Annotated in this window: 22 protein-coding genes, 4 pseudogenes and 1 riboswitch; of the genes and pseudogenes, 10 read left to right on the top strand and 16 right to left on the bottom strand. The window is 64.5% G+C overall.

The window, feature by feature from the left end; genetic code table 11:
* Position 1 precedes the first annotated feature (1 nt).
* The 4 genes from QNO18_RS09535 to QNO18_RS09520 all read right to left on the bottom strand — a co-directional run bounded on the left by QNO18_RS09535 (position 2) and on the right by QNO18_RS09520 (position 3,139).
* Positions 2–451: a GNAT family N-acetyltransferase gene (locus tag QNO18_RS09535; protein ID WP_283177475.1), complete on the bottom strand. Its 450-nt coding sequence runs from the start codon at positions 449–451 to the stop codon at positions 2–4.
* A complete protein-coding gene (locus QNO18_RS09530) occupies positions 441–2,303 on the bottom strand; it encodes a divergent polysaccharide deacetylase family protein (RefSeq protein ID WP_283177474.1) in 1,863 nt (620 codons plus the stop codon). Before QNO18_RS09530 ends, QNO18_RS09535 begins: the two co-directional genes overlap by 11 nt.
* A gap of 321 nt (positions 2,304–2,624) precedes the next feature.
* Entirely contained in the window at positions 2,625–2,954 is a 330-nt protein-coding gene (locus QNO18_RS09525; RefSeq protein WP_283177473.1) for a ribonuclease E inhibitor RraB, read from the bottom strand.
* A gap of 32 nt (positions 2,955–2,986) precedes the next feature.
* On the bottom strand, positions 2,987–3,139 hold the full coding sequence (locus QNO18_RS09520; protein WP_283177472.1) for a hypothetical protein: 153 nt from the start codon (positions 3,137–3,139) through the stop codon (positions 2,987–2,989).
* Positions 3,140–3,257: 118 nt separating this feature from the next.
* Here QNO18_RS09520 and QNO18_RS09515 point away from each other — a divergent pair, with 118 nt between their 5' ends.
* Positions 3,258–3,728: a hypothetical protein gene (locus tag QNO18_RS09515; RefSeq protein ID WP_283177471.1), complete on the top strand. Its 471-nt coding sequence runs from the start codon at positions 3,258–3,260 to the stop codon at positions 3,726–3,728.
* Positions 3,729–3,819: 91 nt separating this feature from the next.
* Here the strand turns inward: QNO18_RS09515 and QNO18_RS09510 are convergent, their stop codons facing one another.
* Positions 3,820–4,686 (bottom strand): inositol monophosphatase family protein, encoded by an 867-nt coding sequence (locus QNO18_RS09510; protein WP_283177470.1) that lies wholly within the window; start codon positions 4,684–4,686, stop codon positions 3,820–3,822.
* Positions 4,687–4,856: 170 nt separating this feature from the next.
* Positions 4,857–5,213 (bottom strand): helix-turn-helix transcriptional regulator, encoded by a 357-nt coding sequence (locus QNO18_RS09505; RefSeq protein WP_092896451.1) that lies wholly within the window; start codon positions 5,211–5,213, stop codon positions 4,857–4,859.
* 419 nt (positions 5,214–5,632) lie between these two features.
* On the opposite strand from QNO18_RS09505, the gene QNO18_RS09500 reads away from it, so the two are divergent.
* On the top strand, positions 5,633–6,610 hold the full coding sequence (locus tag QNO18_RS09500; RefSeq protein WP_283177469.1) for an NADPH:quinone oxidoreductase family protein: 978 nt from the start codon (positions 5,633–5,635) through the stop codon (positions 6,608–6,610).
* 11 nt (positions 6,611–6,621) lie between these two features.
* Here QNO18_RS09500 and QNO18_RS09495 read toward each other — a convergent pair whose 3' ends face one another.
* On the bottom strand, positions 6,622–7,485 hold the full coding sequence (locus QNO18_RS09495; RefSeq protein WP_283177468.1) for a LysR family transcriptional regulator: 864 nt from the start codon (positions 7,483–7,485) through the stop codon (positions 6,622–6,624).
* A 127-nt stretch (positions 7,486–7,612) separates the two neighbouring features.
* Between QNO18_RS09495 and QNO18_RS09490 the strand changes: the two genes are divergently transcribed.
* The 3 genes and pseudogenes from QNO18_RS09490 (at position 7,613) to QNO18_RS09480 (ending at position 10,708) form a co-directional block, all read left to right on the top strand.
* Positions 7,613–7,834 carry a DUF1127 domain-containing protein gene (locus QNO18_RS09490; RefSeq protein ID WP_283177467.1) on the top strand — a complete coding sequence of 74 codons (222 nt, stop codon included), beginning with the start codon at positions 7,613–7,615 and terminating at the stop codon, positions 7,832–7,834.
* 241 nt (positions 7,835–8,075) lie between these two features.
* Complete coding sequence (locus tag QNO18_RS09485; protein ID WP_283177466.1) at positions 8,076–8,852, top strand: Bax inhibitor-1/YccA family protein; 777 nt, start codon at positions 8,076–8,078, stop codon at positions 8,850–8,852.
* Between the two features lie 592 nt (positions 8,853–9,444).
* Positions 9,445–10,708: pseudogene (locus QNO18_RS09480) on the top strand (IS3 family transposase).
* Between the two features lie 85 nt (positions 10,709–10,793).
* On the opposite strand, the pseudogene QNO18_RS09475 reads toward QNO18_RS09480, so the two are convergent.
* The 9 genes and pseudogenes from QNO18_RS09475 to QNO18_RS09435 all read right to left on the bottom strand — a co-directional run bounded on the left by QNO18_RS09475 (position 10,794) and on the right by QNO18_RS09435 (position 18,681).
* Positions 10,794–11,841 (bottom strand): annotated as a pseudogene (locus QNO18_RS09475) (IS5 family transposase).
* A 22-nt stretch (positions 11,842–11,863) separates the two neighbouring features.
* Positions 11,864–12,532: an AAA family ATPase gene (locus QNO18_RS09470; protein ID WP_283177465.1), complete on the bottom strand. Its 669-nt coding sequence runs from the start codon at positions 12,530–12,532 to the stop codon at positions 11,864–11,866.
* 87 nt (positions 12,533–12,619) lie between these two features.
* Positions 12,620–12,787 carry a 50S ribosomal protein L33 gene (gene rpmG, locus QNO18_RS09465; RefSeq protein ID WP_023666545.1) on the bottom strand — a complete coding sequence of 56 codons (168 nt, stop codon included), beginning with the start codon at positions 12,785–12,787 and terminating at the stop codon, positions 12,620–12,622.
* Positions 12,788–13,520: 733 nt separating this feature from the next.
* Positions 13,521–14,207: an adenosylcobinamide amidohydrolase gene (locus QNO18_RS09460; protein WP_283177464.1), complete on the bottom strand. Its 687-nt coding sequence runs from the start codon at positions 14,205–14,207 to the stop codon at positions 13,521–13,523.
* Entirely contained in the window at positions 14,204–14,947 is a 744-nt protein-coding gene (locus tag QNO18_RS09455) for an ABC transporter ATP-binding protein (RefSeq protein WP_283177463.1), read from the bottom strand. The genes QNO18_RS09460 and QNO18_RS09455 overlap by 4 nt, the downstream gene beginning before the upstream one ends.
* Positions 14,944–15,927: an iron ABC transporter permease gene (locus QNO18_RS09450; protein ID WP_283177462.1), complete on the bottom strand. Its 984-nt coding sequence runs from the start codon at positions 15,925–15,927 to the stop codon at positions 14,944–14,946. Before QNO18_RS09450 ends, QNO18_RS09455 begins: the two co-directional genes overlap by 4 nt.
* The gene (locus QNO18_RS09445; protein ID WP_283177461.1) at positions 15,924–16,055 is read right to left on the bottom strand and encodes a hypothetical protein; all 132 of its coding nucleotides are present in this window, start codon (positions 16,053–16,055) and stop codon (positions 15,924–15,926) included. Before QNO18_RS09445 ends, QNO18_RS09450 begins: the two co-directional genes overlap by 4 nt.
* Positions 16,056–16,141: 86 nt before the next feature.
* Positions 16,142–16,666 (bottom strand): annotated as a pseudogene (locus tag QNO18_RS09440) (ABC transporter substrate-binding protein); the annotation flags it as partial.
* Positions 16,667–16,782: 116 nt separating this feature from the next.
* Complete coding sequence (locus QNO18_RS09435) at positions 16,783–18,681, bottom strand: TonB-dependent receptor (protein ID WP_283177460.1); 1,899 nt, start codon at positions 18,679–18,681, stop codon at positions 16,783–16,785.
* Positions 18,682–18,818: 137 nt separating this feature from the next.
* Positions 18,819–19,057: riboswitch (cobalamin riboswitch) on the bottom strand.
* A gap of 151 nt (positions 19,058–19,208) precedes the next feature.
* Between QNO18_RS09435 and QNO18_RS09430 the strand changes: the two are divergent.
* The 5 genes and pseudogenes from QNO18_RS09430 to QNO18_RS09410 form a co-directional block, all read left to right on the top strand.
* Positions 19,209–19,889 (top strand): annotated as a pseudogene (locus QNO18_RS09430) (amidase family protein); the annotation flags it as partial.
* Between the two features lie 113 nt (positions 19,890–20,002).
* The gene (locus QNO18_RS09425) at positions 20,003–20,674 is read left to right on the top strand and encodes an amidase family protein (protein ID WP_283177459.1); all 672 of its coding nucleotides are present in this window, start codon (positions 20,003–20,005) and stop codon (positions 20,672–20,674) included.
* A gap of 146 nt (positions 20,675–20,820) precedes the next feature.
* Positions 20,821–21,768, top strand: coding sequence for a Gfo/Idh/MocA family oxidoreductase (locus QNO18_RS09420; protein WP_283177458.1), 948 nt, complete (start codon positions 20,821–20,823; stop codon positions 21,766–21,768).
* Positions 21,765–22,475, top strand: coding sequence for an acylneuraminate cytidylyltransferase family protein (locus QNO18_RS09415; protein WP_283177457.1), 711 nt, complete (start codon positions 21,765–21,767; stop codon positions 22,473–22,475). Before QNO18_RS09420 ends, QNO18_RS09415 begins: the two co-directional genes overlap by 4 nt.
* Positions 22,468–23,259, top strand: coding sequence for an SDR family oxidoreductase (locus tag QNO18_RS09410; protein ID WP_283177456.1), 792 nt, complete (start codon positions 22,468–22,470; stop codon positions 23,257–23,259). The genes QNO18_RS09415 and QNO18_RS09410 overlap by 8 nt, the downstream gene beginning before the upstream one ends.
* The last annotated feature ends 12 nt before the right edge of the window (positions 23,260–23,271 follow it).

Here is a 23,271-nt window from a genome sequence, read left to right as displayed (position 1 = left end):
TTCAGCCGCGCTGCTTTGTCAGCCGCAGATCGCCGTCCCCCACCGGCGTAGCGCCGCCCCAGCCAAGGCGGCGATAAAAGCCCTCGGCCCGGCTGCCGGCCGCCGTTTCCAGCCAGATTTCCGCGTGTTCGGCGAAAAGCGCGGCTTCTGCGGCCCTGGTCAGCGCGCGTCCGATGCCCCTGCCCTCGGCCTCCGGCACCACAAAGGCGGCAAAGAGGCAGCCTTCCTCGCGGTCGATCATCGAAAAGCCAAGAAGCGTGCTGGCCTCTTCCGCCACCCAGGCGGTGCCGGGCGCCTCAACCAGCTCTGCCACCGTCTCGCGCGTGATGCCGAGCGCGGCCAGTTCCGCCTCGCTCAGCGCGTTTTCCCGCACCGCAAGACGGACGCGGAAGATATCAGGCACATCGGCGCGCAGCGCCGGGCGGATCACCACCATCCGCTCAGTCGACATCCAGCATTGCCGTAACAGGCGCCAGTTCGACACTGGCGGCGCGGCCCTCAACGGCCCATTCCAGAAGCGCGGTCACCGTCGCCGCATGGCTGGCCCGGCCAAAGACCGTGACGCCGCCATCCTGCGCCGCCTTGAAAGCGGCGCGGTCGAGATAACGGCGGATCACCGGCGCCTCCTCGCCCTCGGCATCAAGGTCGCGGAAGATCACGGCTGCCGGAACATCTTCGCGCTTTGCCACCTGGTCGGCGGCGTTGAGGCCGATATTCCAGGTGATGAGCCCGCGCCCCTGCGCGGCGATTTCGGGCACGACAAGGCTGGCCAGCGGACGGTCGGCCTGAAAGCTGCGCCCCGGCGCGTCCATTGTCGCCACCGCTTCGGGCAATACCTGCGCCATGGCACTAAAGGCCACCGCGACATCGCTTGCCGCCGCGCCCTTGGGCAGGCCGGACGCGACCATGATCACCTCCTGGCCGGCGGCGCGGTACAGCGCGGCGATCTCACTGGCATTGGGCAATTGCGGATCGATCGCGAAACTGACCGCGAAAGGCAGATCGGCAAGGGCGGCGCGATCCAGCTCCGGCGAGCCGTCATCGAGCAGGATCACCGCGAAACGCGGCTTGTTGGCGGGGTTTGCAAAGTCACGCGCAAAAAGGATACGCGGCGCGTCAGAGCCGATTGCGGTGCTTTCAGCCGCCGCCTCTTCCGGCGTTTCGCCGATCCGCGGCAGACGGGTGCTGCCATCACCGGTCTCGCGGCTGATCGTGCCATTGCCGGGCAATGACGATTTATCGTCCAGAGTAAGCATTTTAACCGCCGCCGGGTCCGATGCCGCGCCGGTCTCTGGCCCACCACTGTCGGGAGAAGGATCCGCAGTATCCGCTGCGGGATCGCGATCCGCCGGCAGGCTTTCGACGGCGACCTGCCCATCCCCCGCAGCATCTGCCAGAGCGGTATCGGCTGCGGCCTCTGCCGGTGACGGTGTCGGAACGTCTTCCAGGATCACAAAGCCATCGCCTGCCACAGGAGCGCTTTTGGCCGGCTCTGTGCCCTGCGGCAACGGATCGGCCGCCATCTGCGCCAGCATCCGCTCTTCCTCGACCGTAAGCGGCGGTGGTTCGGGCGCTGATGCGAGCGCCGGCGCGCTGTCCTCGGCAGGACCGGCCGGGCGCGATACGGTTGTTCCGGCGGCGGCAACCCCGGTTTCGCCATCCGCGAGACCGTCTTGCGGCAGAGCCGGCGTTTCCGGCAGCCCCGCCAGCTCAGCCGGCGGCGTCGCGACAGTGTCGGGACCCTCCGTTACCCCTGCGACCAGCGGCGCGGCCTCGGGCGCGGCGGGGGCCTCTGGCACAGCGTCGCTGGCAGCATCGGCAAGATCCGCCGGCTGATCGGGCACGAGACCCGGAGCCCTGTCACCCGCATCAAGCGCAGCCTCCAGCGCCGCAGCGAGTGCCGGGTCTGAAGAATGCTCCAGAGCCAGTTCGGGAAGGTCAATCAGGTTCGGCGCCGCGGCGAAGTCGGGATCGGCCTTATCCTCGGGAACGCTCGGCTTTGCGGTCTCTGTCTCCTCCGGAGCGCCTGGCGCATCAAGGGACGGTGCTGTCGGGATCCCGGCCACAGCAGGATCGGCCACGGGATCGACCACTGCGGCAGTCTCGGCGGCAGTCTCTGTCGTCACGGCTTTGGCGTCAGGAGCAAGGCGGGCGTCAGCGTCTTCGATTCCGACCTCGGTCCGCAGTGTGCCGGCGCTGCGGTTTTGCGGAAACGGCCCGGAAAGCGACACCGACACCAGCGCAAGCACGCCGGTCCCGACCAGACCACCCAGCCCCGCTCCAAGAAGGAATCTGCCGAACACTTGTTTCTCCCTGCCGCTCAACCGCTCCAACCCCTCACGCCGGACATTTATGCAGAACCGTCTGCTGTCCCTTATGCTGGCCTCTCATCCGGCCCGTTACGGCCGCCCGGATCCCTGCCAGGCCCTTCAGGCCCCGACAGCTTTCCCGGACAACTATCCCTGACCCGCATCCGGATAAGACTATCCAACTGATTGCATCTTTATAGCCCGCGCATCGGCGTGCTTCATCCATTTTCAGCATCTGTGAGTGAAAAGCCGCTGCGTCGCCTGGCGCGAAGGGGCCTATTGGCGCCACTGAACACCACCGGCACCATCACCGCCTCAGATATCGAGTTCCCAGCCATCGGGATAGAAATCAAAGCGGATCGCGATCTTCGTCGCCGCCTCTTCGTATTTCCAGATTTCCTCGGCGCTGATCGGGATCGGCCCGATCGAGGCGATCAGCTCTTCGCTTTCCTCACCCTCTGCATCAGGGCGGCTGACGCGATAGCCCGCCGCCTCGAGCGCGCGGGAAATGCCCGACCAGTCAGCCTGTTCCAGCTCGGGAAAAAAGGCGAAATCCACCACGGCACGGGCCGGCAGTTTCACCCCTTTCGACTCGCGGAAGGTGTCAAAGGTCTCACGGCGCTGGAAAGAGAAATCATGGCTCATGACGCCAGTGATAGCCGAGCCGGGCCGCCGGCTCAATCGCCCGAATGCAGGCGGGGGAAAACGCGCCGTGAGAGGCCGATCCCCGTGCCACGCGGCGGCAAAATCGCGCCCATCCGGGCAAAACTGTCCTGGAATGGCCGCATCCGCGCCGCCGCCTCGCCGGCTCTCTGCCCGGTCTTCGACATGCCGATCTTTATACTTGACCGCAAAGCGATGGCCGGATCACATCCATCACATCGCCGTGAACCGCCGGCAGGGCCCCATGTCGCCTGGCCGCCGGACAGTCAGTATCGGAGCCTTGATTTGCGTGCCCTTTCTATACTTTCCGCCATTGCCATTCTGGTCAGCCTTTTCCTGTCCTGGACCGGCCCTGCCCTTCCGATCCCCGCGGTCACGCCCTGGGATCTGATCAGCGCGCTGAAACCCGATGTCGAGGCGCTGCGCAGTTTTATCGCCAGCTCGCCCGGGGAACTGGTGGCCTTCCTTGCGACCTTCGCGCTGGCGGCGGTGTTTCTGGTGCTTGTTCTGTTCAACCTGCCATCGCGTCTGATCGGCCTGCTGGGCGGGGGCCTTGGTGTGGGCCTGACCGGCTGGACGGTGTGGAAGATCAGTAAGGGCGCCTCAGACCTGCCGGTGCCGGCCAATCTCGATATCGGCAAGGCCAATGACATCGTCCGGGCCGTAACCGACCTTGCCGGGCCAGGCGCCTGGGCCTGGTTTGCCGGCTCGGCCTTGTTGCTGCTCGCCGCGCTGATCGGCTGGGACCGGAGGTAATCCAGCGCGAAATCACCAGCCAGATCATCTGAACCAGAAAGGGCGGCGCCTGCAGGCACCACCCTTTGTCATGCGGGAAGGTGATACCAGGTCAGGCGGTCGCGTTCAGAAGCTCCAGCGCCGCCGCATGGATCCCGGGATTGGCCGCCGCCAGAACCCGCCCGCCCTGCGCGCAGTCGCCCCCGTCCCAGGAGGTCACAACCCCTCCCGCCGCCCGGATCACCGCCATCGGCGCCTGGATGTCATAGGCCTGCAAACCGGCCTCGATCACAAGATCGATCTGCCCCGCCGCCAGCAAAGCATAGGCGTAGCAATCCATGCCGTAGCGGACCAGCTTTGCCTTTTGCGACACGCGGCGGAAGGCGGCATATTCCGCTTCGCTGCCGATCTCGGGGAAGGTGCTATAAAGAAAAGCCTCCTCCAGACCCCGCTCCGGGCGTGTGGCGAGCGGATGCGTGCCACGCGGCCCGGCGACGCGGGAGAGACCGAAGCCGCCCTCGAAACGCTCACCGATATGGGGCTGGTCGATGATGCCGTAAACCGGGCCCGTCTCGTCGCGCAGAGAGATCAGCACGCCCCAGGTCGGGCTGCCGGTCAGAAAGCCACGGGTGCCGTCGATCGGGTCGAGAACCCAGGTCAGGCCCGAAGTGCCGGTGCTGGTGCCGAATTCTTCGCCAAGGATGGCATCCTGCGGCCGCCGTTCAGCGAGGATCTCGCGCATCCGCTGCTCTGAGAGGCGATCGCCCATGGTGACCGGGTCAAAGCGCACGGTCTCTTTGTTATCGGCGGCAAGGCCGGGGCGGCGGAAATAGTCCAGCGTCGCCACCCGCGCCGCATCGGCGAGCGCATGGGCGGTGGCGATCAGCGCGTTGATCTCGGTCAGCGGCAGCGCAGCGGCAAGGCCCGAGGGCGGGCGGCGCAGCGTGCTGTCGGAAAGCGTCAGGGAATCAGATGTCATCGTCTCACCTTACATGTCCCTCCGGCGCTAACCGCCCCGGGTCATGAGGTCAAGAAACCCCGGTGGCCAGGATGGGGGCTGCTACGCCCACACCCCGGCCCACCCCGTCACCCGAAAATAACGGGCTGGCCTGTCGGGGCCAATAACGCGGGAAATTTCGCGTCAGGCGATCAGGCGGCGGAAAGAACCCGGGCGAGATCAAAGAGACGACGTCGCTGCGCCTCGGGGATAGAATAATAGGAGCGCACCAGTTCCAGTGCCTCTTTATCCGCCATCATATCACCCTGCCCGGAATGAGCCTCGACACCCTCGGCCAGGCCTTCGAAGAAGAAGGCAATCTGAACCCCCAGAGCATCGGCAATATCCCAGAGCCGCGACGCGCTGACCCGGTTCATGCCGGTTTCATATTTCTGAATTTGCTGGAATTTGATGCCAACCTTATCGGCCAGCTGTTGCTGAGTCATCCCCACCATCCAGCGACGATGACGAATACGTTTGCCCACATGGGCGTCAACAGGGTGCTTCATTCTCAACTCCGTACGACTTCTACCAGGAACTAAACCGCAAGAGAGCCTTTAGGACGGGCTCCTCCCATAAAGATACAAGCATATTTCGTGCCATTTGCACAGCCGCACCGAGATTTTTCAGCACCATCCGACGATTGACCATAAAACAGGCTGGTTTTGGCCAGATGAATTTTCCGGCCGCGCAGTTTATTCCGGATGCTCTAGGCAACTTCACCTATAGATGCTTTGCACGGGCAACCACTCGCCCATTACGATATTTACATTATGCGTCTCAAAATGAGAATATCTTTCAAATTGCACACATCTCTGCCAGAGGCACCGGCGGACCTGCGCGACATATGTGAGAAAACCATTTGCTTTCTGTCAGTTGTGCAGGAAGTCTGCGCCCGGGACTGGAGGGGATCAGGCAGATGACGCGGATGAAAGCATGGCAAACGCTGGCCGCTGGGGCGCCGATGCAACTTTGCGAGGTGGATATTCCCATCCCCGGCCCGGGCGAGGCTCTGGTCCAGGTTGCAGCGGCAGGGCTGAATTTTGCCGATCTGCTGATGAACCAGGGGCGGTATCAGGTGCGCCATTCACTGCCGGTGACCGGCGGGCTGGAGCTTTCCGGCAGCCTGGTCGCTATCGGGCCCGGAACCGCTGAAACCGGCGGGCCCGCGACCGGCGCGCGGGTGGCGGCGCTGGTGTCAAAGGGCGGATTTGCGGAATATGCGGTCGTGCCGGCGGCGGCGCTGGTCGAACTGCCCGAGGGCATGGATTTCGCCACGGCCGCCGGGTTCCAGATCGCCTGGGGCACCTCGCATCTGGCGCTCGCGGGCAAGGCCATGCTGCGGGAAGGTGAGACGCTGTTTGTCACCGGCGCTGCGGGCGGGGTCGGCCTGACGGCGGTCGCGATCGGGCATCTCCTCGGCGCGCGGGTGATTGCCTCGGTCCGGGGCGCAGAGAAAGCAGCCATCGCCCGCGCCGCCGGCGCCGATGCGGTGATCGACAGCGACGCGCCCGACCTGAAGGACCGGCTGCGCGCGCTTGGCGGCATCGACGTGACCTATGACACGGTGGGAGGAGCGGGATTTGACGCCGCGATGCGGGCGACAAGGCCGGGCGGGCGGATGCTCGCCATCGGTTTCGCCGGCGGCGAGGTGCCGCAGGTGCCGCTCAACCAGTTGCTCGTGCGCAATATTACGGTGATCGGCTTCTGGTATGGCGGCTATTCCGATTTCGCCCCCGGCGAGCTTGCGGCGAGCCTGCGCCAGCTCTTCGCCTGGTGGCAGGAGGGGCGCATTCACCCGCTGATCTCGCAACAGCTGCCCTTCACGCAACTGGAAGCAGGGCTGGAGACCATCCGCAACCGCCAGGCGACCGGCAAGCTGGTTCTGCTGACCACCCCCGGCTGAGGCGACCGCCCCTACCCGCCATAGGCGCAGCGCAATTCGGACAGAAGCGCCGCCGCCACCTCGCCCCCGGCATCGCCGCGCATTGTGTCGAGCGCATAGAGCCCGATCTTCGTCCGCCCAAGGGCGGGCAGCGCATTCTCGCCGCTGATCGGCTGGGTCGCTTCGGGCAGGCCATCTGCGATGCGCACCGTGACCGCCAGATCCGCCGCGACCGAGGCATCCACCACCTGGTCGCTTTCGCCATCAACCGCCAGCTCCCAGGGGATCCCGGCCTGGTCCAGCGCGGTCATCGCCAGCGACCGGAAGATACAGCTTTGCTTGAAGCCAAGCCGCAGCGGCCGGCGCTGCCAGGCGGTACCATCAATCGCCCCGATCCATTGCAACTGCCGCAATGACAGCACCTCGGCGCCGGCATCGGGCTGGTCTTCGGTGGTCATGATCACATCGAATTTGCCGCGTGCGAAATCCTCTTTCAGGTGCAGCGTGAACGAGGACACCAGATTGATCCGCATCAGCGGCCAGCTTTGCCCAAGCCGCTTCAGGATCTGGGGAATCGCAGGATAAACAATGTCATAGGGCACCCCCAGCCGGATCTCGCCCTGGTATTTCGCGCCCCCCAGCCGCGACAGCGCCTCGTCATTGATCTCAAGCAGGCGCCGGCCATAAGAGACCAGCATCTCTCCCTCGGGCGAAAGCACCAGTTTGCGCGCCGCCCGCAGGAACAAAGGCAGCCCAAGCGCCTCTTCAAGCCGCTTGATCTGCATCGAAACCGCCGATTGCGTCAGATTGAGAAATCCCGCAGCCCGCGTCACACCGCCGACATCGGCCACGGTGACGAAGGAACGGAGCGCTGTCATGTCGAGGTTGCGCGGCATATCACAAATCCTGATGAATAACCCAACAATCATTCATTTCCATTATGAAAGGATTTCAGGGAGACATCAATATACCTGATGCAAACACAGATCCGCATCACAGAATCAGATCAAAAGGACTCCGCTGATGTCAGACCTCAACCTGGCTTTCCTCTCGCGCCTGTCCCGCAAAAATGCGCGCTCCGGGATCTGGCGCCGGATCGCGCTCGCCTATGCCCTCCGGCGCCATCGCCGGCAGCTCACAAGGCTGGACGGCCGGCTTTTGCGCGATATCGGCCTGAGCCGCCGCGAGGCCGAAGCCGAGGCTGCCCGCCCCTTCTGGGATGCGCCGGGCCATTGGTATCGCTGAGGGTATCGCTGCGGGCTGCGCGGGGTCTCACGGCATCATCCCGCCCCCTGCGCCTGCCCTGCCCGGGCGCCGATGCGGGCCCCTAGCCGGACCAGAGACAACAAATCGCAACAGATGACATGATTTTTAACCCACACGCGGGCAGAAATCCTTGAAATCACGCCGATCCTTTCCGATATTCGGGCAGTGAGGTGCGCCGGACTCCCCGGCGTTGCCCTTAGGGACAACATCGGAGGCTTAAATGGCTCAATATGAAACGGTCCGCGGTGTAGGCGTTGGCGCCCGCGCTCAGATCGATGAAGGGCTTCGCGCCCATATGAATAAGGTCTACGGGCTGATGTCCGTGGCTATGCTGATCACGGCTGCTATTGCCTGGGGGATTTCGGGTCTGACCACGACCACGGATCCGTCGCTGGCCGTGGCTGAGATCCGCAACGGCACCTATCTGACCCAGTTCGGCTACACCCTCTTCGCCTCGCCGCTGAAATGGGTGATCATGTTCCTGCCGCTGGTGATGGTTTTCGCCTTTGGCGCGCTGGTCAACCGTCTCTCGGTCGCGTCGGCCCAGCTGTTCTTCTACGTCTATGCGGCGGCCATGGGCCTGTCGCTGTCCTGGATCTTCATCGTCTTCACCGGCGGATCGATCGCTTCGACCTTCCTCGTGACCTCGATCTCCTTCCTGGCGCTGTCGCTCTATGGCTATCTGACCAAGCGCGATCTGTCGGGCATGGGCACCTTCCTGATGATGGGCCTCGTTGGCCTGATCGTCGCGATGGTCGTGAACATGTTCCTGCAATCGGAAGGTCTTGCTTTCGCGATCCCGGTGATCGGCGTGCTGATTTTCGCCGGCCTGACCGCCTATGACACGCAGAACATCAAGAACACCTATATCCAGCACGCAGTGACCGGTGATCAGGAATGGCTCGGCAAGGCCGCCATCATGGGCGCGCTGAGCCTCTATCTCGACTTCATCAATCTCTTCATGTTCCTGCTGCAATTTATGGGTAACAGAGAGTAAAATTTTTCCGAGATCACACTCGGCACAGGAGGCCCCGCCAGCGCAAGTTGGCGGGGCCTTTTTTTTAGCTTGCGCGCCTTCGTTGGAGGAAAGACCACAGCATATCCGCCCTGGGCCACCGGGGAGCAAAGCAATGGATGGGCTGGCCTTCTCCACCGCAGCCATCAAACAGTGAAGGTGGAGAAGGCCAGCCCACTTGCCCCATCGCCCACAAGAAAAGTGTAGGCGTATGGCCTGCAACATGCTTACCCTATTCACATCTCGATACACGAATGCACGCAGGCTTGTCTCCGGCTCATGGATGATATCGATGCTGAACTACCGTCTCCTTCACACCCCCGCTCCTAACGCGTCATACGCCCCGCAATACCTGTTGCTCGACCGAGAGCGCGGATCAGTTTGCATCATCGGCACTCTCTATGCCGCACACCTCGCGAGATCCGGTCGCAGCCGAAACACCATCCACGGTGAACTCTTGGGACTGGCAAAGCTCCTCACTGGAGCAACGAGAATAAGGAGTGCATAACAACGTCTGAATAGCCCCATGTTTTGTGGACGCCTTCTTTGCTAATTTTGAGACAAGGAGGCCATGATGGGCACAGCCACTTTCAGCGACGACTTCAAGCGCGATGCGGTCGCTCAGATCACGGAGCGGGGCTACCCGGTCAGCGAGGTTTCTGAACGGCTCGGCGTGAGCAAGCACTCGCTCTATGCCTGGAAGCGCAAGTTCGCGAAGACGGCATCAGGCGAGACCGGGAAGGATGCCGAGATCCGCCTGTTGAAGCGGGAGCTGGCCCGGGTTTGCGACGAGCGCGACATCCTAAATCGAGGAGGGTGAGAAAACAGTCCAGTGGACTGTTTTCCCGACGAAGGGCCACCGCGTATTTCGTCAGGGATGCAAAGTGAGTGGAGCCATTGTGGCGCCATTGGTTCGAGCCCAATGGCGACGGCGTTTGTGGCCGCGCATCGGGGGCAGTTTTCCGTCCGTGCCATGTGCCGGTGCCTGCGCATCCAGCCGAGCGGGTTCTATGCCTGGCTACAGGCTCCGATGAGTGCGCGAGCCCAGGAAGACAGGCGCCAGACTGAACTGCTGCGGAGCGCCTGGGCGGAGAGTGGGAAAGTCTACGGATATCGCAAGCTGCATGACGATCTGGTTGAACAGGGCGAAAGCATCTGTCCGAACCGGGTGGCCAGATTGGCCCAGCTTGCGGGGATCAAGGCTCAGACAGGCTATAAACGCCGCCCCGGCAGCTATGGCGGCAAGCCATAAGTCGTGGTCGATATCGAGCCGGTGAACGCCACCGGTTCGAGAGAACCGGCGAGGCCTCGACCGGCAGTTCGACGTCGAGGCCCCGGACAGGGTTTGGGTGACGGACATCACCTACATCCGGACCCTGGAGGGCTTCGCCTGTCTCGCTGTGGTCATCGACCTCTATTCCCGGCGCGTGATTGGTTGGTCGATGCAAAGCAGGCAGACAACGGATATCGTTCTGCAGGCCCTGCTCATGGCTGTCTGGCGGCGCAAACCGAAAGGAAAGGTGCTGATCCACTCCGATCAGGGCAGCCAGTTCGACCTGCATGGATTGGGCTGCGTTGCCTCACGCGCCCACAATCTTGAGCATTCGATGAGCCGCCGCGGCAACTGCCACGACAACGCCGTCGCCGAGAGTTTCTTCAACCGCCTCAAGAGCGAGCGGATCAGGCGCAGGACCTACCGGACCCGCGAAGAGGCAAGGCAGGACGTGTTCGATTACATCGAGATGTTCTACAATCCAAAGCGCAAACATGCGAGGAACGGGATGCTGTCGCCCGCCGAGTTCGAACGGCAGCAGAAGATGAGACGTGAACGCGTCTAAGAAACTCGGGGACATTCAGTCACAGATGGATGGCTTTGTTGCGCTATTCGGATTGAGGCCGGACCTGTCCCTTTCCCAGATATTTTCAGCGCATGCGGACGGTCTCGGGCGTGCCGAGTGATGTGTAGCGGTTCATGAGTGCGCTGCGGATCTGAACCTCTGCATCCTGCCGGTCGAAGTCTTTCGCCATGATGCGCTCGCCGAGGATCTTGACGCATCTCATCTTGGCCTCGATGCGACTTCGTCGATGATATCCGGGCCATTTCTTCCAGTTGGTCCGTCCGAAGCGCTTGCAGGCGCGCAGGGCTTCGTTGCGAGCCTGCAGGCCGGGATCATGTCCCTTCCAGTCCCGGGCATTCCGGCGGGGCGGGATAACGGCATCTGCACCTCGGGCCGCGATAGCGATGTGACAACCCCTGGTATCATAGATGCCATCGGCGGTGACGCTGCCGATCTGTTCCTCCGCCGGGATCTGTGCCAGCAGATCCGGCAATACCCCTCGCCGGTTCGCTCGAACCGGTGGCGCTTCACCTGCTCGACATCCCCGATACGGTTGCTGGTTATCTCCACCGCCCGAACCTCAAGCGTATCAGCGTCAATGCCAATATGGACCTTGCGCCATTGCCTGCGGCGGCTGGCTCCATGTTTGCGCACCTGCCACTCGCCTTCGCCCGAGAACTTGATGCCGTCTCGCCATGGCCTTGAACCAGTGGCGGCTTCATGGCTCGATGTCCACCAGCAGTTGCAGCGGCCCGGGCGCCGAACGATATGGGATCTGCACCTTCAGGCCTTCGCAGGCTTACGCGGCCCCACCGGGGCCACGGTCCTGCTCCGATCTGCCGGCGGCAAAGCGTGGTGTAATCCGGCACGGGCCAGTCGAGGCCTGACAGGGCCAGCAGGCTCTCCACAAACCCTGTCCTTTGCCGCAGCGGCATCCCGAAAAGCACCTTGATCGAGAGGCAGAACTGGATGGCCGCCGCAGAAAACCTCTCAGAGTGACCCGCTTTGCCGCTCGGGACAGCGAACCAGGCCATCTCAGGGTCAAACCACACCATCAGCGAGCCACGACGCTTCAAGGCTCGACTGTAGCTCGACGAGTTCGTCGTGCGGAAAAGAGGGATCGGCTTGCCCATGGGGCCAACATAACCCGCTGACTCACAAACATGAATCCGACAGGAGGAAGGACAGTGCAACAAAGCCGCCTGGTAAGAACAGAAACCCCGCGCAGCCTTCCGGCAGCGCCGGGTTTTCGTTTGTCCGCCCCTGTTCCTTATCGCGGCTCGGCGTGGCCACGCCCGCTCCTGCGCGCAGACTCCTGCGCCTGCAACCATGCCGCCACCTCACGACGCGAGCGCAGATGCACCAGTTGCCCCCTGCCGCTTCTGATCCGGCAAGCCGCGCCATCCCCTGGCGCGCCGAATGGCGGGTGTTCCAGATCCAGGCCCAGATTGCCAGGCTCTCGCGCCCCAGACGTTCGGGGCAGCCCTCGGGCAGATCGGGGCGGCTGCGCCCATAATGGCGAACAAGCCGCCAGAGCACGCGCCACATCCTGAGCCCCGGCGGCAGATCCAGCCAGATCAGCAGATCTGCCCGCCGGATACGATTGTTCCAGGTGGCAGAATGCCCGCCTTCGAAAATCCAGGCCTCCCCCGCTTCTGCCTCATGACACAGCCGGGTCTTTTCCGCGCGCGAGCGCTCCACCCAGCCCGATTGCCAGTGAATGCGGTCGATGTGGATGACCGGCAGCCCGGTGATCTGCGACAAGGCCCGCGCCAGTGTTGATTTCCCCGAGCCAGGCTGACCGATGATCATGATGCGCTGCATGCCAGGCTCTCCGGATTGTCTGTGCCGCAAAAGCGAAAAGGCCGCGCCCGGAGGGCACGGCCTTTCATCCCGAATGGGAGGCAGATCTTACTTGATCTTGCCTTCTTTATATTCGACATGCTCCCGCTTGACGGGGTCGTATTTCTTAACAACCATCTTCTCGGTCATGGTGCGGGCATTCTTTTTGGTCACGTAGAAGTGCCCGGTGCCCGCCGTCGAGTTCAGACGGATCTTGATCGTCGTCGGCTTCGCCATAGTCGTCTCTCCTGCATCGGGAAAGATGGCTTCCCCGCGAAATCTCTGAGCCAGCCTTTTAAGGGCATCCCTGCCAGTGTCAACAGTCAAAAATGCACTGATGGGCGAGTTTCCGCAGCTGCGCCGCCTTCCCGCCGGCGGTGGCGGGGGAAGGCTCCGGCGGGAAGACTGGCAAGGGACAAGACGACCATGGCAGCGGCAAACCGGAGGCCTGCAGCGACGCCGTCCCGGTCCGAAGCTGCCGACTGATGCAGGAGGTCATCATGCCGCCCCTCCGTCAGCGGAGGGCAAGGTCAGGCACTTCATCGTACCCTGCAAGCACAAGGCCTGCATCGCCAGCAGGCCGCACACATCCGCCACGCCGCAGGTGCTGCAGCTGACGGGATCCGGTTCTGAAACGCACGCCGCGCGGACCGCATGAGGCTCATGCCCGGCCACAAATACAAGGCTGTTGCGATTGGCGGCTCAACCGGAGCAGATACCCTGGGGTCAGTACAGGCGGGGCACAGCTGTCGGGCCCCGGTGAAAACATACATCCATGCCAGAGCCGGATTCCTGGCGGATAAAGCCCTGCAGTTCTGACCTTCTGGCAGTCGTGATTCGAAAGGCACTTGCCCGCCCCTCGCCGAAGACAGGGGCCGCCGCTGCTGTCGCCCCGATCCTCATCTGTCCTCAGCCCCGATGATCGTCGGATACGCCCCGGGGAGGAGAGCGCTGACGGGCCGGCACGGGCTTAACCGCTGGGGCGGGCGCCCTGGTTCCGCAGTTTCTGCGCGCGCCAGGCCATCCATTCCGCGCCTGCCTGCGTCACCGATTTGCGCACGGCGGCACCCACCGCCTCGCCCACCGCGGTATGGAGCCCGGCATAGCGCCCCTCGCCCGGCAGGCAGGCCAGCGCCAGGCAATCGGTGCCGGTTCCCGTGGCGCGGCCGGTGGCGAGATCCAGCCCGAGATCCATGATAGCGGCGGTTCGGGCCTCGACGGCAATGGTCAGCGCCTCGATCTGCGCGGTCTGTGACAGGGCGGCATCGGTGGTGACGAGGATATTCACCGTGCCAAACCCTGTCCCGTCGGCGCGGTGCCATGGCAGGCGTCGCCCCACGGCTTCGGCATTCGAAAGGCCCAGCGTCACCAGCGCCGCCGCCCGGACGCCTTCCGTCTCAGCCTCGGCCAGCACCCGGCTCGATACATCGCGCGATGTCATCATGCCAACCGTCGCCTGCATCGGGGCGCGGGCCATTTCGGCCCCGAACCAGTCTTCCACCGGGAAATCCGGCTTCAGATCCTGGTCGCGCACCTCACGCCAGGCGATAGTGTCGCCGGTCACAAACCCCGCACCAAAGGGCGCATGGGACAGGATGCGCATCGTACCGGGCAATTGCGCAAAGAGCCAGGGCCGGGCGAGATGGTCACGGATCACCGGATCACACCGAGCGGCTGGAAGATCAGCCCGTCCGGGCCTTCCGACAGATGGGCGCGGATGCCGAATGTGGCCGCAAGCCGCGCCGCAGTCAGCACCTCGCGCGGCGGTCCATCAGCGACCAGCCGCCCGTGATCCATCAGCAAGAGCCGGGTGCAATGACGGGCCGCGAGGCCCAGATCATGGACAGAAGCCACCACCGCGCGCCCCTCGTCCGCCAGAGCGGCGAAGATCGTCATCATGCGGATCTGCGCTTCTGGGTCGAGACCGGCGCCGGGCTCATCGGCGATCAGCAACGGCGTCTCCTGCGCCAGCGCGCGGGCAATCAGCGCCCGCGCCTGTTCGCCGCCGGAAAGTTCGGTCGCAGGCCGGGTCGCGAAACCCTCAATCCCGAGGCGTCTCAGCGCCCATGCCACTGCCGGGTCGGCAGGATCTGCATGGCCCCAGGGTGCACGGCCCAGGGCCACCAGATCCGCAACCGAGACCGGCCAGGCAATCTCGCGCCCCTGCGGCAGGAAGGCCACTGTCCGCGCCCGTGCCCGTGCCGGCATCAGCGCAAGGCTCGACCGCCCCTCATGCGGTAAAAGCCCCAGAGCGGCGCGCATAAGAGTGGTCTTGCCGGCACCGTTCGGGCCGATCAGCCCGATGAATTCTCCCTCGCCCACCGTCAGCGAAACAGCTTCGACCACTGCGCGGGCGCCGCGACGCACGGTTACTCTGTCCAGCGTCAGCAATGTCATGCCTCGACCCTCCGCATCTTCCAGATCAGGTGCAGGAAGAAAGGGGCGCCGACGAGGGCCGTCAGCACGCCGAGCTTCAGGTCCCGATCCGGCGCGATCAGCCGGGTCGCGATATCGGCGGCAAGCAGCACCGCCGCGCCGCCAAGGGCCGAAGCCGGCAAAAGCCGCGAGGGACTGGCCCCAACCAGCGGGCGCAACACATGCGGCACCACAAGCCCGACAAAGCCAATCGCTCCCGCCACCGCGACCGAAGCGCCCACCGCCGCAGAACACCCGAGGATCAGCACAAGGCGCAGCCTTGCGGGGCGGATGCCAAGGCTCTCGGCCGCATCCTCGCCCAGGGTCATCGCATCAAGGCCCCGCCCGAGGCTCAGCAGCGCCACGAGGCCCACAAGGATAAACGGCGCCGCCAGCCAGACATGGGTGAAAGACCGGTCCGCCAGCGAGCCCATCATCCAATAGACGATTTCGGCTGCGGCAAAGGGATTGGGCGAGAGGTTCAGGATCAGCGAGGTCGCCGCGCCGGCCAGCGCGGAAATCGCGATCCCGGCCAGGATCAGCGCCAGCGCACCGCCGCGCGGGCCGGCAAGCCCCAGGATCAGCAGTGAGGCCAGCCCCGCCCCCGCCAGCGCCGCCAGCGGCAAGGCCAGCGAAAAGGCCGCTGCAAGCCCGGTCTGCAGGGTCAGAACTGCGCCCAGGGCCGCCGAGGCCGAAACGCCGATCAGCCCCGGCTCGGCCAGGGGGTTGCGCAGATAGCCCTGCATCGCGGCGCCGGAGATCCCGAGCGCCGCGCCGATCAGCAGCCCGAGGAGCGCGCGCGGCAGGCGGATCTCCTGCATGACCAGCATAACCGGCCCGCCCTCGCCGCCCAGAAGCGCGCGCAGGCTTTCGCCAAGGCCCAGCCCTGCCGGCCCGATCAGAAGCGAGGCCGCAAACAGCGCCGCCACCAGCGCCAGCAACAGCGGGATCAGCATTTTCATTCCGCGCGCTCCCCCGCGTCTTTTGTGGCCGATGCGGCCTCCAGCCCCAGCCGCGCCGCGCGCATCGCCGCGACCGCGCGCAGGATATGCGGTGTGCCGCAGATCCAGTCAGCATCACTGAAGGCCACCACCCCGGCCTGAGCCTGTAAAAGCGCCAGCGCGGGTGGTCAAGGATCTCTTCCGAACGCGAGGCGCCGGGATAGGGTTTCGAGGTCACGATCAGGTCGGGCTGCGCCATCACGATCAGCTCCATCGGCAGGACACCTCCGCCAGTGACGCCCGCGACCGCGCCGATATTGGCAAAACCGGTATGTGCGAGAACATCATCCGACAGGGTGCCCTTCCCCGTCGTATAGCCATTGGGATAATAAAGTGCCGCCGGTTTCAGGGCCAGATCAGTCGCCAGCGCCGCAAGCCCGGCCTCGAATTCAGTGACCAGCGCCTCGCCCGCCGCCTCGCGCCCGAGATACCCCGCCACCTCGCGGATCTGCGCGCTGACGCCCTCCAGCGAGGTGACCGGCGCGACCTGTTCCACCCGGATGCCTAGCCGGCGCAGCAGATCGACACTGGCGCGGGCGGTATAGGTGCCGGCCAGCACGAGATCTGGTTTCATAAGAAACACCTGCTCGGCACCGCCCCGGTTTGCGGTATAGGCGGCTGCCTCATCCGGCATGGACGACGCCAGCGGGTCCGAGGCCAGATGGCTGACCGAAACCAGTTGCCCCGGCGCGGCCAGCATCATTGCCAGCTGATCGGTGCAAAGGTTTATCGAGACCACCCGCCCCGGAGGGCGAAGAGGGTCGGCCGCCACCGGCAGGGCCCCGAAAAGCAGGACAAGGGTGGCGGCACGCAGCATCAGAACCGCGCCTGCAGCCCGAGCCAGGCCGTGCGACCCGGCGTGCCGTAGCCATGCGAGGACTGCCAGTGTTCATCGGCCAAGTTCTCGATGCGCAATGTGGCCCCGATACTGTCACTGATCTGATAGCTGAAGGCCGCGTCCAGCAAGGTGACGTCGGGCATGTCGAGGGCGGCAAAGCTGTTCACATGCCTGTCGCGGCGTCCGGCCAGATGGCTGAGGGTAAAGCGCGCCGAGACCCTCTCGCTGATCTCAGCATCCAGCGCGAGCGCCAGATTATGGCGCGGCACCGCCGTCAGGCGCGCGCCATTCGGGTCATGCGCATCGGTATAGGTATAGGCGAGCGTGAGGCTCAGCGTGTCGCTCAGCCTGGTTTTCGCGGCCAGCTCGACGCCTTTCGACACCGAGCTTCCCGCCAGATTGCCCAGGGTTGACCAGAAGGTCGCGGGATCGGCGGCGATGCGGTCTTCGACCTCGATGCGGAACGCCGTGAAAGACAGCGACGCACCTGTCCCGAAGGCATAATCTGCGCCCAGCTCGTAGGAAACGCTGGTTTCGGGATCGAGATCGGGATTGCCGGTGAAGAACAGCCCCGGGTAATCACCGTACAGCTCGTCAAGCGAGGGCGCGCGGAAGCCCCGCGCGACTGCGCCGCGCAGGGTCAGCCCCTCGGCCGCCGCCAAGGCAAAGGAAAGTCGCCCGGTGCCAAAACCGCCAAAGGCGGAATGGTCATCATATCGCAGCGCCGCCGTCACATCGAGACCTTCGCGCGGCGACCAGGCGAGCTGGCCCCAGACCCCTTTGGTATCCGTATCACCCGAGCCTCCGGGCATGGCCGAGGTTTTCGCCTCTTCACGGTTGAAATCCGCGCCATAAGACAGGGTTATCTGATCTGAAAGCGTGCTGGTCGCCTGCCAGTCCAGCGTCAGACGCTCGCCGGTAAAGGCGCTTTTGCCGTTCTCGTCATCCATATCGCGCTTGTTGCGCGAAAAGCCGATGCCCAGCACATGCAGGGTATTGCCGGTCTCCAGCTCTGCGAAGAGGCGCAGGCCAAGATCCTGACGGCGCATCTCATTGGGCAGATCGGTGAACGTATCGGTATAACCGTCGCCATTCGTATCGATATAGCCGTCATAATCGCTGCGGGTTTTTTGCCAGAAAGCGGCACCCCCCAGCGTCACCAGATCCGAGACCCGGTAGCGCGCCGAAAACGACAGCCGGCTGGCCTCGGCGCCATCCGCCTCGGTGCCCCCGGCAAAGGCCGATATCCCGTCGGTGCGGAAATGGCTGGCATTCAGGGCGAGTTCAAGCTGGTCATCCTTTTGGGTCAGCCCCCAGGCAAGGCGGGCCGAATTATGGCTGCCCCCTTCGATGCGCACCTTCTGATGCAGCCCCGGCTCTGCCCCGGACAATGTCGAGATATTGATCACCCCGGCCACGGCCGAGCCGCCCCAAAGCGCCGATTGCGACCCGCGCAGCACCTCGATCCGGGCAATATCATCGGTCATCAGCGCGCCGAAATCGGTCGAGACCTGCACGCCGGACGGATCGTCAATGCGGATCCCGTCGATATAGACCGCGATATGACGCCCGTCGAAGCCCCGGATCCGCAAGGCGGTATTGGCACCAAAACCACCCTGGCTGATCACCGAGACCCCCGGCAATGTGCCAAGAAAATCCGCGAGCCGCAGATCGGCGCTTTTGTCCAGCTCGGCGCGGTCAACCACACTGACCGAGACGCCGGTGCGCGCAATATCGGCCCCGTACCGCAGGGCCGAGAGCGTGATCGTACCCAGTTCAATAGGGGCATCGTTCTGTGCCTGCGCGCACGCGCTGCCGGTCGCACCGGCGGCGGTCAGCGCGGTGATCACTGCCAGATGGGAAACCCTGTGAAACATCTCTCAGCCCTTTCTTCGGAGCCACCGGTCGCTGACCGCCGCCCTGATGCGTTTTCGCCGCGGGGGAAAGCCCTCCCGTTGCGCATGAACGTCACCTCTGGCGGCACTCCGCCCTCCGCCGCACGCCCCGTGCGAGGGAAAGGGTGATCAGCAGCGGCAGGTCTCCTGGCTCGCGGGTCCGGGCGAACGGCTGGCCTTCCCGGACCTGCCCCTCTGAGGCACTTCCAGTGGCATCCTCAACCGCCGCTCACCGCTTACAGTTGCGGGGGCAGCTGTGGTCCCGGATCCCTGCGCAGAAGGCCCGGCCACATTCCCTATTCTCCGGAAAACCGCACCTTGCGGGCACGGCGCCGGAACCGTTGCTCTGCCTTCCATGCGACCCGCCCTTGCCCTCTGTCAAGCGGCTGACGGGGCGCAAGCCTGCGGCAGGGGCCGCTTTGGTCGCCCGGGCCACATGGTTGCGGTAACAGCCGGATGCGCGGCGCCTCTGGACCTTTCCCGGGCGCCGCGTCCAGACTGGCCGGGTGATGGATAACGGGGAATCGCAGATGATCGGGGATCTGGGCGCGCGGGATGCGACCGAACTTGCGGGGCTGGTGGCAAAGGGCGAGGTCAGCCCGGATGAGCTGCTGGATGCGGCGCTGGCGGCGGTCGGGGCGCGAAATCCGGCAATCAATGCCGTGGTTCTGGTGCAGGAAGAGGTTGCGCGCGCTGAAATTCGCGCCGGCCTGCCGCGCGGGCCGTTTCGCGGCGTGCCCTTCCTGATCAAGGATCTGGGGCTCGAGGCAAAGGATCTGCCATCCCTTAACGGCACGCGGCTTGGTCCGGCCAGGACCTATGCCGCCGATTGCAATATGATGGCGCGGATGCGGGCGACCGGGGTGGTGACCTTCGGGCGCACGACAAGCCCCGAAGGCGGGGTCGGCATCGCAACCGAGGCCGCCGCCTATGGCGGGCCAACCCGCAACCCCTGGAACACTGACCATACCGCCGGCGGCTCTTCGGGCGGCGCGGCGGCGGCGGTCGCGGCGGGGATCGTCGCTTTCGCGCATGGATCAGACGGCGGCGGCTCGGTCCGGGTTCCGGCTTCGAATTGCGGGCTTTTCGGCTTCAAGCCAACCCGCGCGCGGCTGCCCGACGGGCCCTGGTCCGGCGAGGGCTGGGCCGGCATGGCGATTGACGGGTTCCTGACGCGTTCCGTCCGCGACACGGCGGTGATGCTGGATGCCTGCGAGGGACCTGACCTCGGTGCCCCTATGTCGCGCCGCCGCTGGCAAAGGGCTACGGCCAGGCGATCTCGGCCCCGCCCCGACGGCTGCGCGTGGCGATCTGCGACACGACCTTTACCGGCGCCGCGATTGACCCGGAGGTCGCAGCCGCGGTGCGGGAGGCCGGGCAGCTGCTGGAAAGCCTTGGCCACCATGTGGAACCGGCGCGGCCAAAGGCGGATATCGGGGCAATGATGCGGGCCTGGACCGATATCGTTGCGGTCGGCACAGCGCTGACGATCCGGCAAAAGCTGAAAGGCAGCGCGCTGACGGCGGATCTGGTCGAGGGTGTCGGGCGCGGCGCGGTGAAACATGCCGAGGCGCTCGGGCCGCTGCGCTATCTGGAAGCGGTCGAGGATATCCATGATTTCGGACGCGAGATGGCGTATTTCTTCCGGCCTGAAACCGGCGCTGGTTATGACATCCTGCTCTCGGCCACGCTGGCCGAGCCGCCGGCACATGTCGGGCGCTTCAGCCATGAGACCGAGGATTACGTTGATTTCCGCCTCGGGCCGGGGCGCTGTTTCGACTATTCGCCTTTTGCCGCCGTGTTCAATGCAAGCGGCCAGCCGGCGGCGTCTTTGCCGCTCGGCTGGTCGGCCTCGGGCCTGCCGATCGGCGTGCATCTGGCGGCGCCCTTTGGCGCGGATGAGGAGCTGATCGCGCTGTGCGCCGAGGTGGAGGCGGCCGTGTACTGGAACCGGCGCGCAGCCCTGGCGGGGTGAGGCCTGACGGATCGGGCAACGGGGGGCTGTCTGCCCCCCCGCGCGCGGTGCCCGCGCTCCCCCCGAGGATATTTTCGGACAGATGAAAAGGGCTGTTCGGCGCTGCGGGTTCATGCGATGCCGGACAGGGAAAGCGGAGGCTGGCGATGGTGGTGAAGGTTCTGGTGGTGGGTGCGGGCTCGATCGGGAGGCGCCATCATGATAACCTGCAGACGCTTGGGGCGCTGGCGAGCTTGCGCGGCTGGCGGGGATATGGTGCGGCCGGATTGCAGGCGGATCTGCGCGACCATGATGCGGTGGTGGTGGCGACCGCGACCGATGTGCGCGCCGAGGTGATCTGCGCGGCGGCGGATCGGGGTCTGCCGGTCTATGTGGAAAAGCCGCTTTCCTTTTCACCGGCAGAAGTGGAGGCGATCAGCACCTGCTCTGCGCCGGTCGCAGAGCGGTCGATGGTTGGCTATATGATGCGCTGGCATCCGGCGTTTCGCGAACTCGCGCGCCGCGATCTGTCGGATATTTTTCGGTTTTCCTTTGCGATTGGCCATGATGTCACCCAGTGGCGGCAGAACTGGTCCTTTGCGGAAAGCTATGCCGCGCAGGAGAAAGGCGGCGGAGTGCTGCTGGACCTGTGCCATGAGCTTGATATGGCGCAATGCCTGTTCCCCGGGCTGCAGACAGACGAGGTGCTGTCGCAGGGCCATGCCGCTTACCCGGGTGTTGATCTGGCGAGCTTCATCACGCTCAGGCAGCGCGAGGGGGGGGCGGCGGGCTCGGTCGCAATGGATTACCTGACGCCGCGCCTGCACCGGCGGGCGGTGTTGCACGGCACCCGCCAGAGCTTTGACTTTGATTTCGCGGCCCAGATCTACCGGGTCCAGGACCTGGCGGGCGAGCGGGTGCTTGACCTGCCGCTGGAGCGCAATGCGATGTTCCTCGATGCGATGCGGGCCTTTCTGGCGCTGGTGGCCGGGCAAAGCCCCGATCCGGTCGAACATCTGCCGCGGCTTGACCGCGTTATCGCCTCGGCGAAACTCATCAGCGAGGCCTGGCAGAACCGCCGTTTCATCGGCCTGATCGATAAGGAACTCACATGATTTTGGGGCATATCGGCGCGCGCAAAGGGTCCAAGGGCGTGCCTCGCAAGAATTTCCGCGAGATCTGCGGCAAGCCGCTGATCGACTGGTCGCTGGATCAGCTTTTCGCGCATCCCGGCGTTGATGCGGTGGTGGTCTCGACCGATGATGAAGAGATCTATGATCATGCCGTGGCAAAGGGCGCGCTGCAAATCGGGCTCAGGCCTGCGCATCTGGCCACTGATCAGGCGGGGAAGTGGGGGGTCTGGGCGCATGCGCTGGAGGCGTCACAGGCTTTGCTCGACCGTCCGGTAATCGCGTTTCTGGATCTTGACTGTACTTCGCCTTTGCGGCAGCCCGAGGATATCAGCGGCGCGCTGGATCTCTTCGCGGCCGAGGCGCCTGACATGGTCATGTCCTGCTGCGAGGCGCGCAAGAACCCCTATTTCAACCTCGTGGAACCTGATGCGAGTGGCGCGCTGCATGTGTCAAAACCGCTGCCCGGCGGGGTGGTCGCGCGTCAGCAGGCGCCGGTGGTTTATGAACATGCGGCCTCGACCTATGTCGTAGCACCCGATTATCTGCACCGCTCGAAAGGACTATGGGAGGGGCGCGTGATCCCTTACCTGATGCCCCCCGAGCGCTGTGTCGACATCGACAGCCCGTTCGATTTCCGGCTGGTCGAGTTTTTGCTGAAAGAAGCTCAGGAAGGGGCGCATCATGGCTGATCAACTGAAAGGCCGCACGGTTTTCATCACCGGATCGGGTGGCGTGCTGGGCAGCACTTACGTGCGCCGCATGCTGGCCGAAGGCGCGCGGGTGGTCAGTTCCGACCTTGCCGGGAACCGGGCCGAGGCGCTGAAAGAAGCCCATGCGGGAAACGAGAATTTCCGCTTTTACGAGCTTGATGTATCGGATGAAGATCAGATCGTAACCATTTTCAAACGCATCGAAAAAGACGGATGGGAGCCCAATGTCGTGCTCAACAATGCCGCCATTACCGGCGAGCTGTTGATGGGCGCAGGCAAGGGCTTTCCCGACTTTGCCGATCTTGAAGTGGCGGATTGGGAAAAGACCATGCGCACCAATCTGACCGCGCCTTTCATGATCGCGCGTCAGATGGATCGCGACATTGTCGGGCGTCGCCCCTGCACTCTGGTCAATGTCGCCTCGATGTATGCGCTGAACGGGGCGCATCATCGGATCTATGACGGGATGCCGTTCAAGAATTTCTCGGCTTATGGCGTCTCAAAGGCCGGGGTGCATGGGCTGACTGTCTGGCTTGCCGGGTATTGGGCCGGGCGCGGCGCGACCGTGAACACCATTGCCCCGGGCGCGGTGTTCAACGGCCATTCCGAGGAATTCCAGAAGCGCGTGGGCGAGCTGATCATGCTCGACCGGATGGCAAAACCCGACGAGATCGCCGATGCGATGCTGTTCCTTGCAAGCCCGCAATCCGGCTATATCACCGGGCAGCTGATCAATGTGGATGGCGGTTTCTCGGGCTGGTAACGGCCCGCCCCT

This window comes from Gemmobacter sp. 24YEA27, assembly GCF_030052995.1.
Classification (GTDB): domain Bacteria; phylum Pseudomonadota; class Alphaproteobacteria; order Rhodobacterales; family Rhodobacteraceae; genus Pseudogemmobacter.
This window is presented reverse-complemented; position numbering and strand designations above follow the sequence as displayed.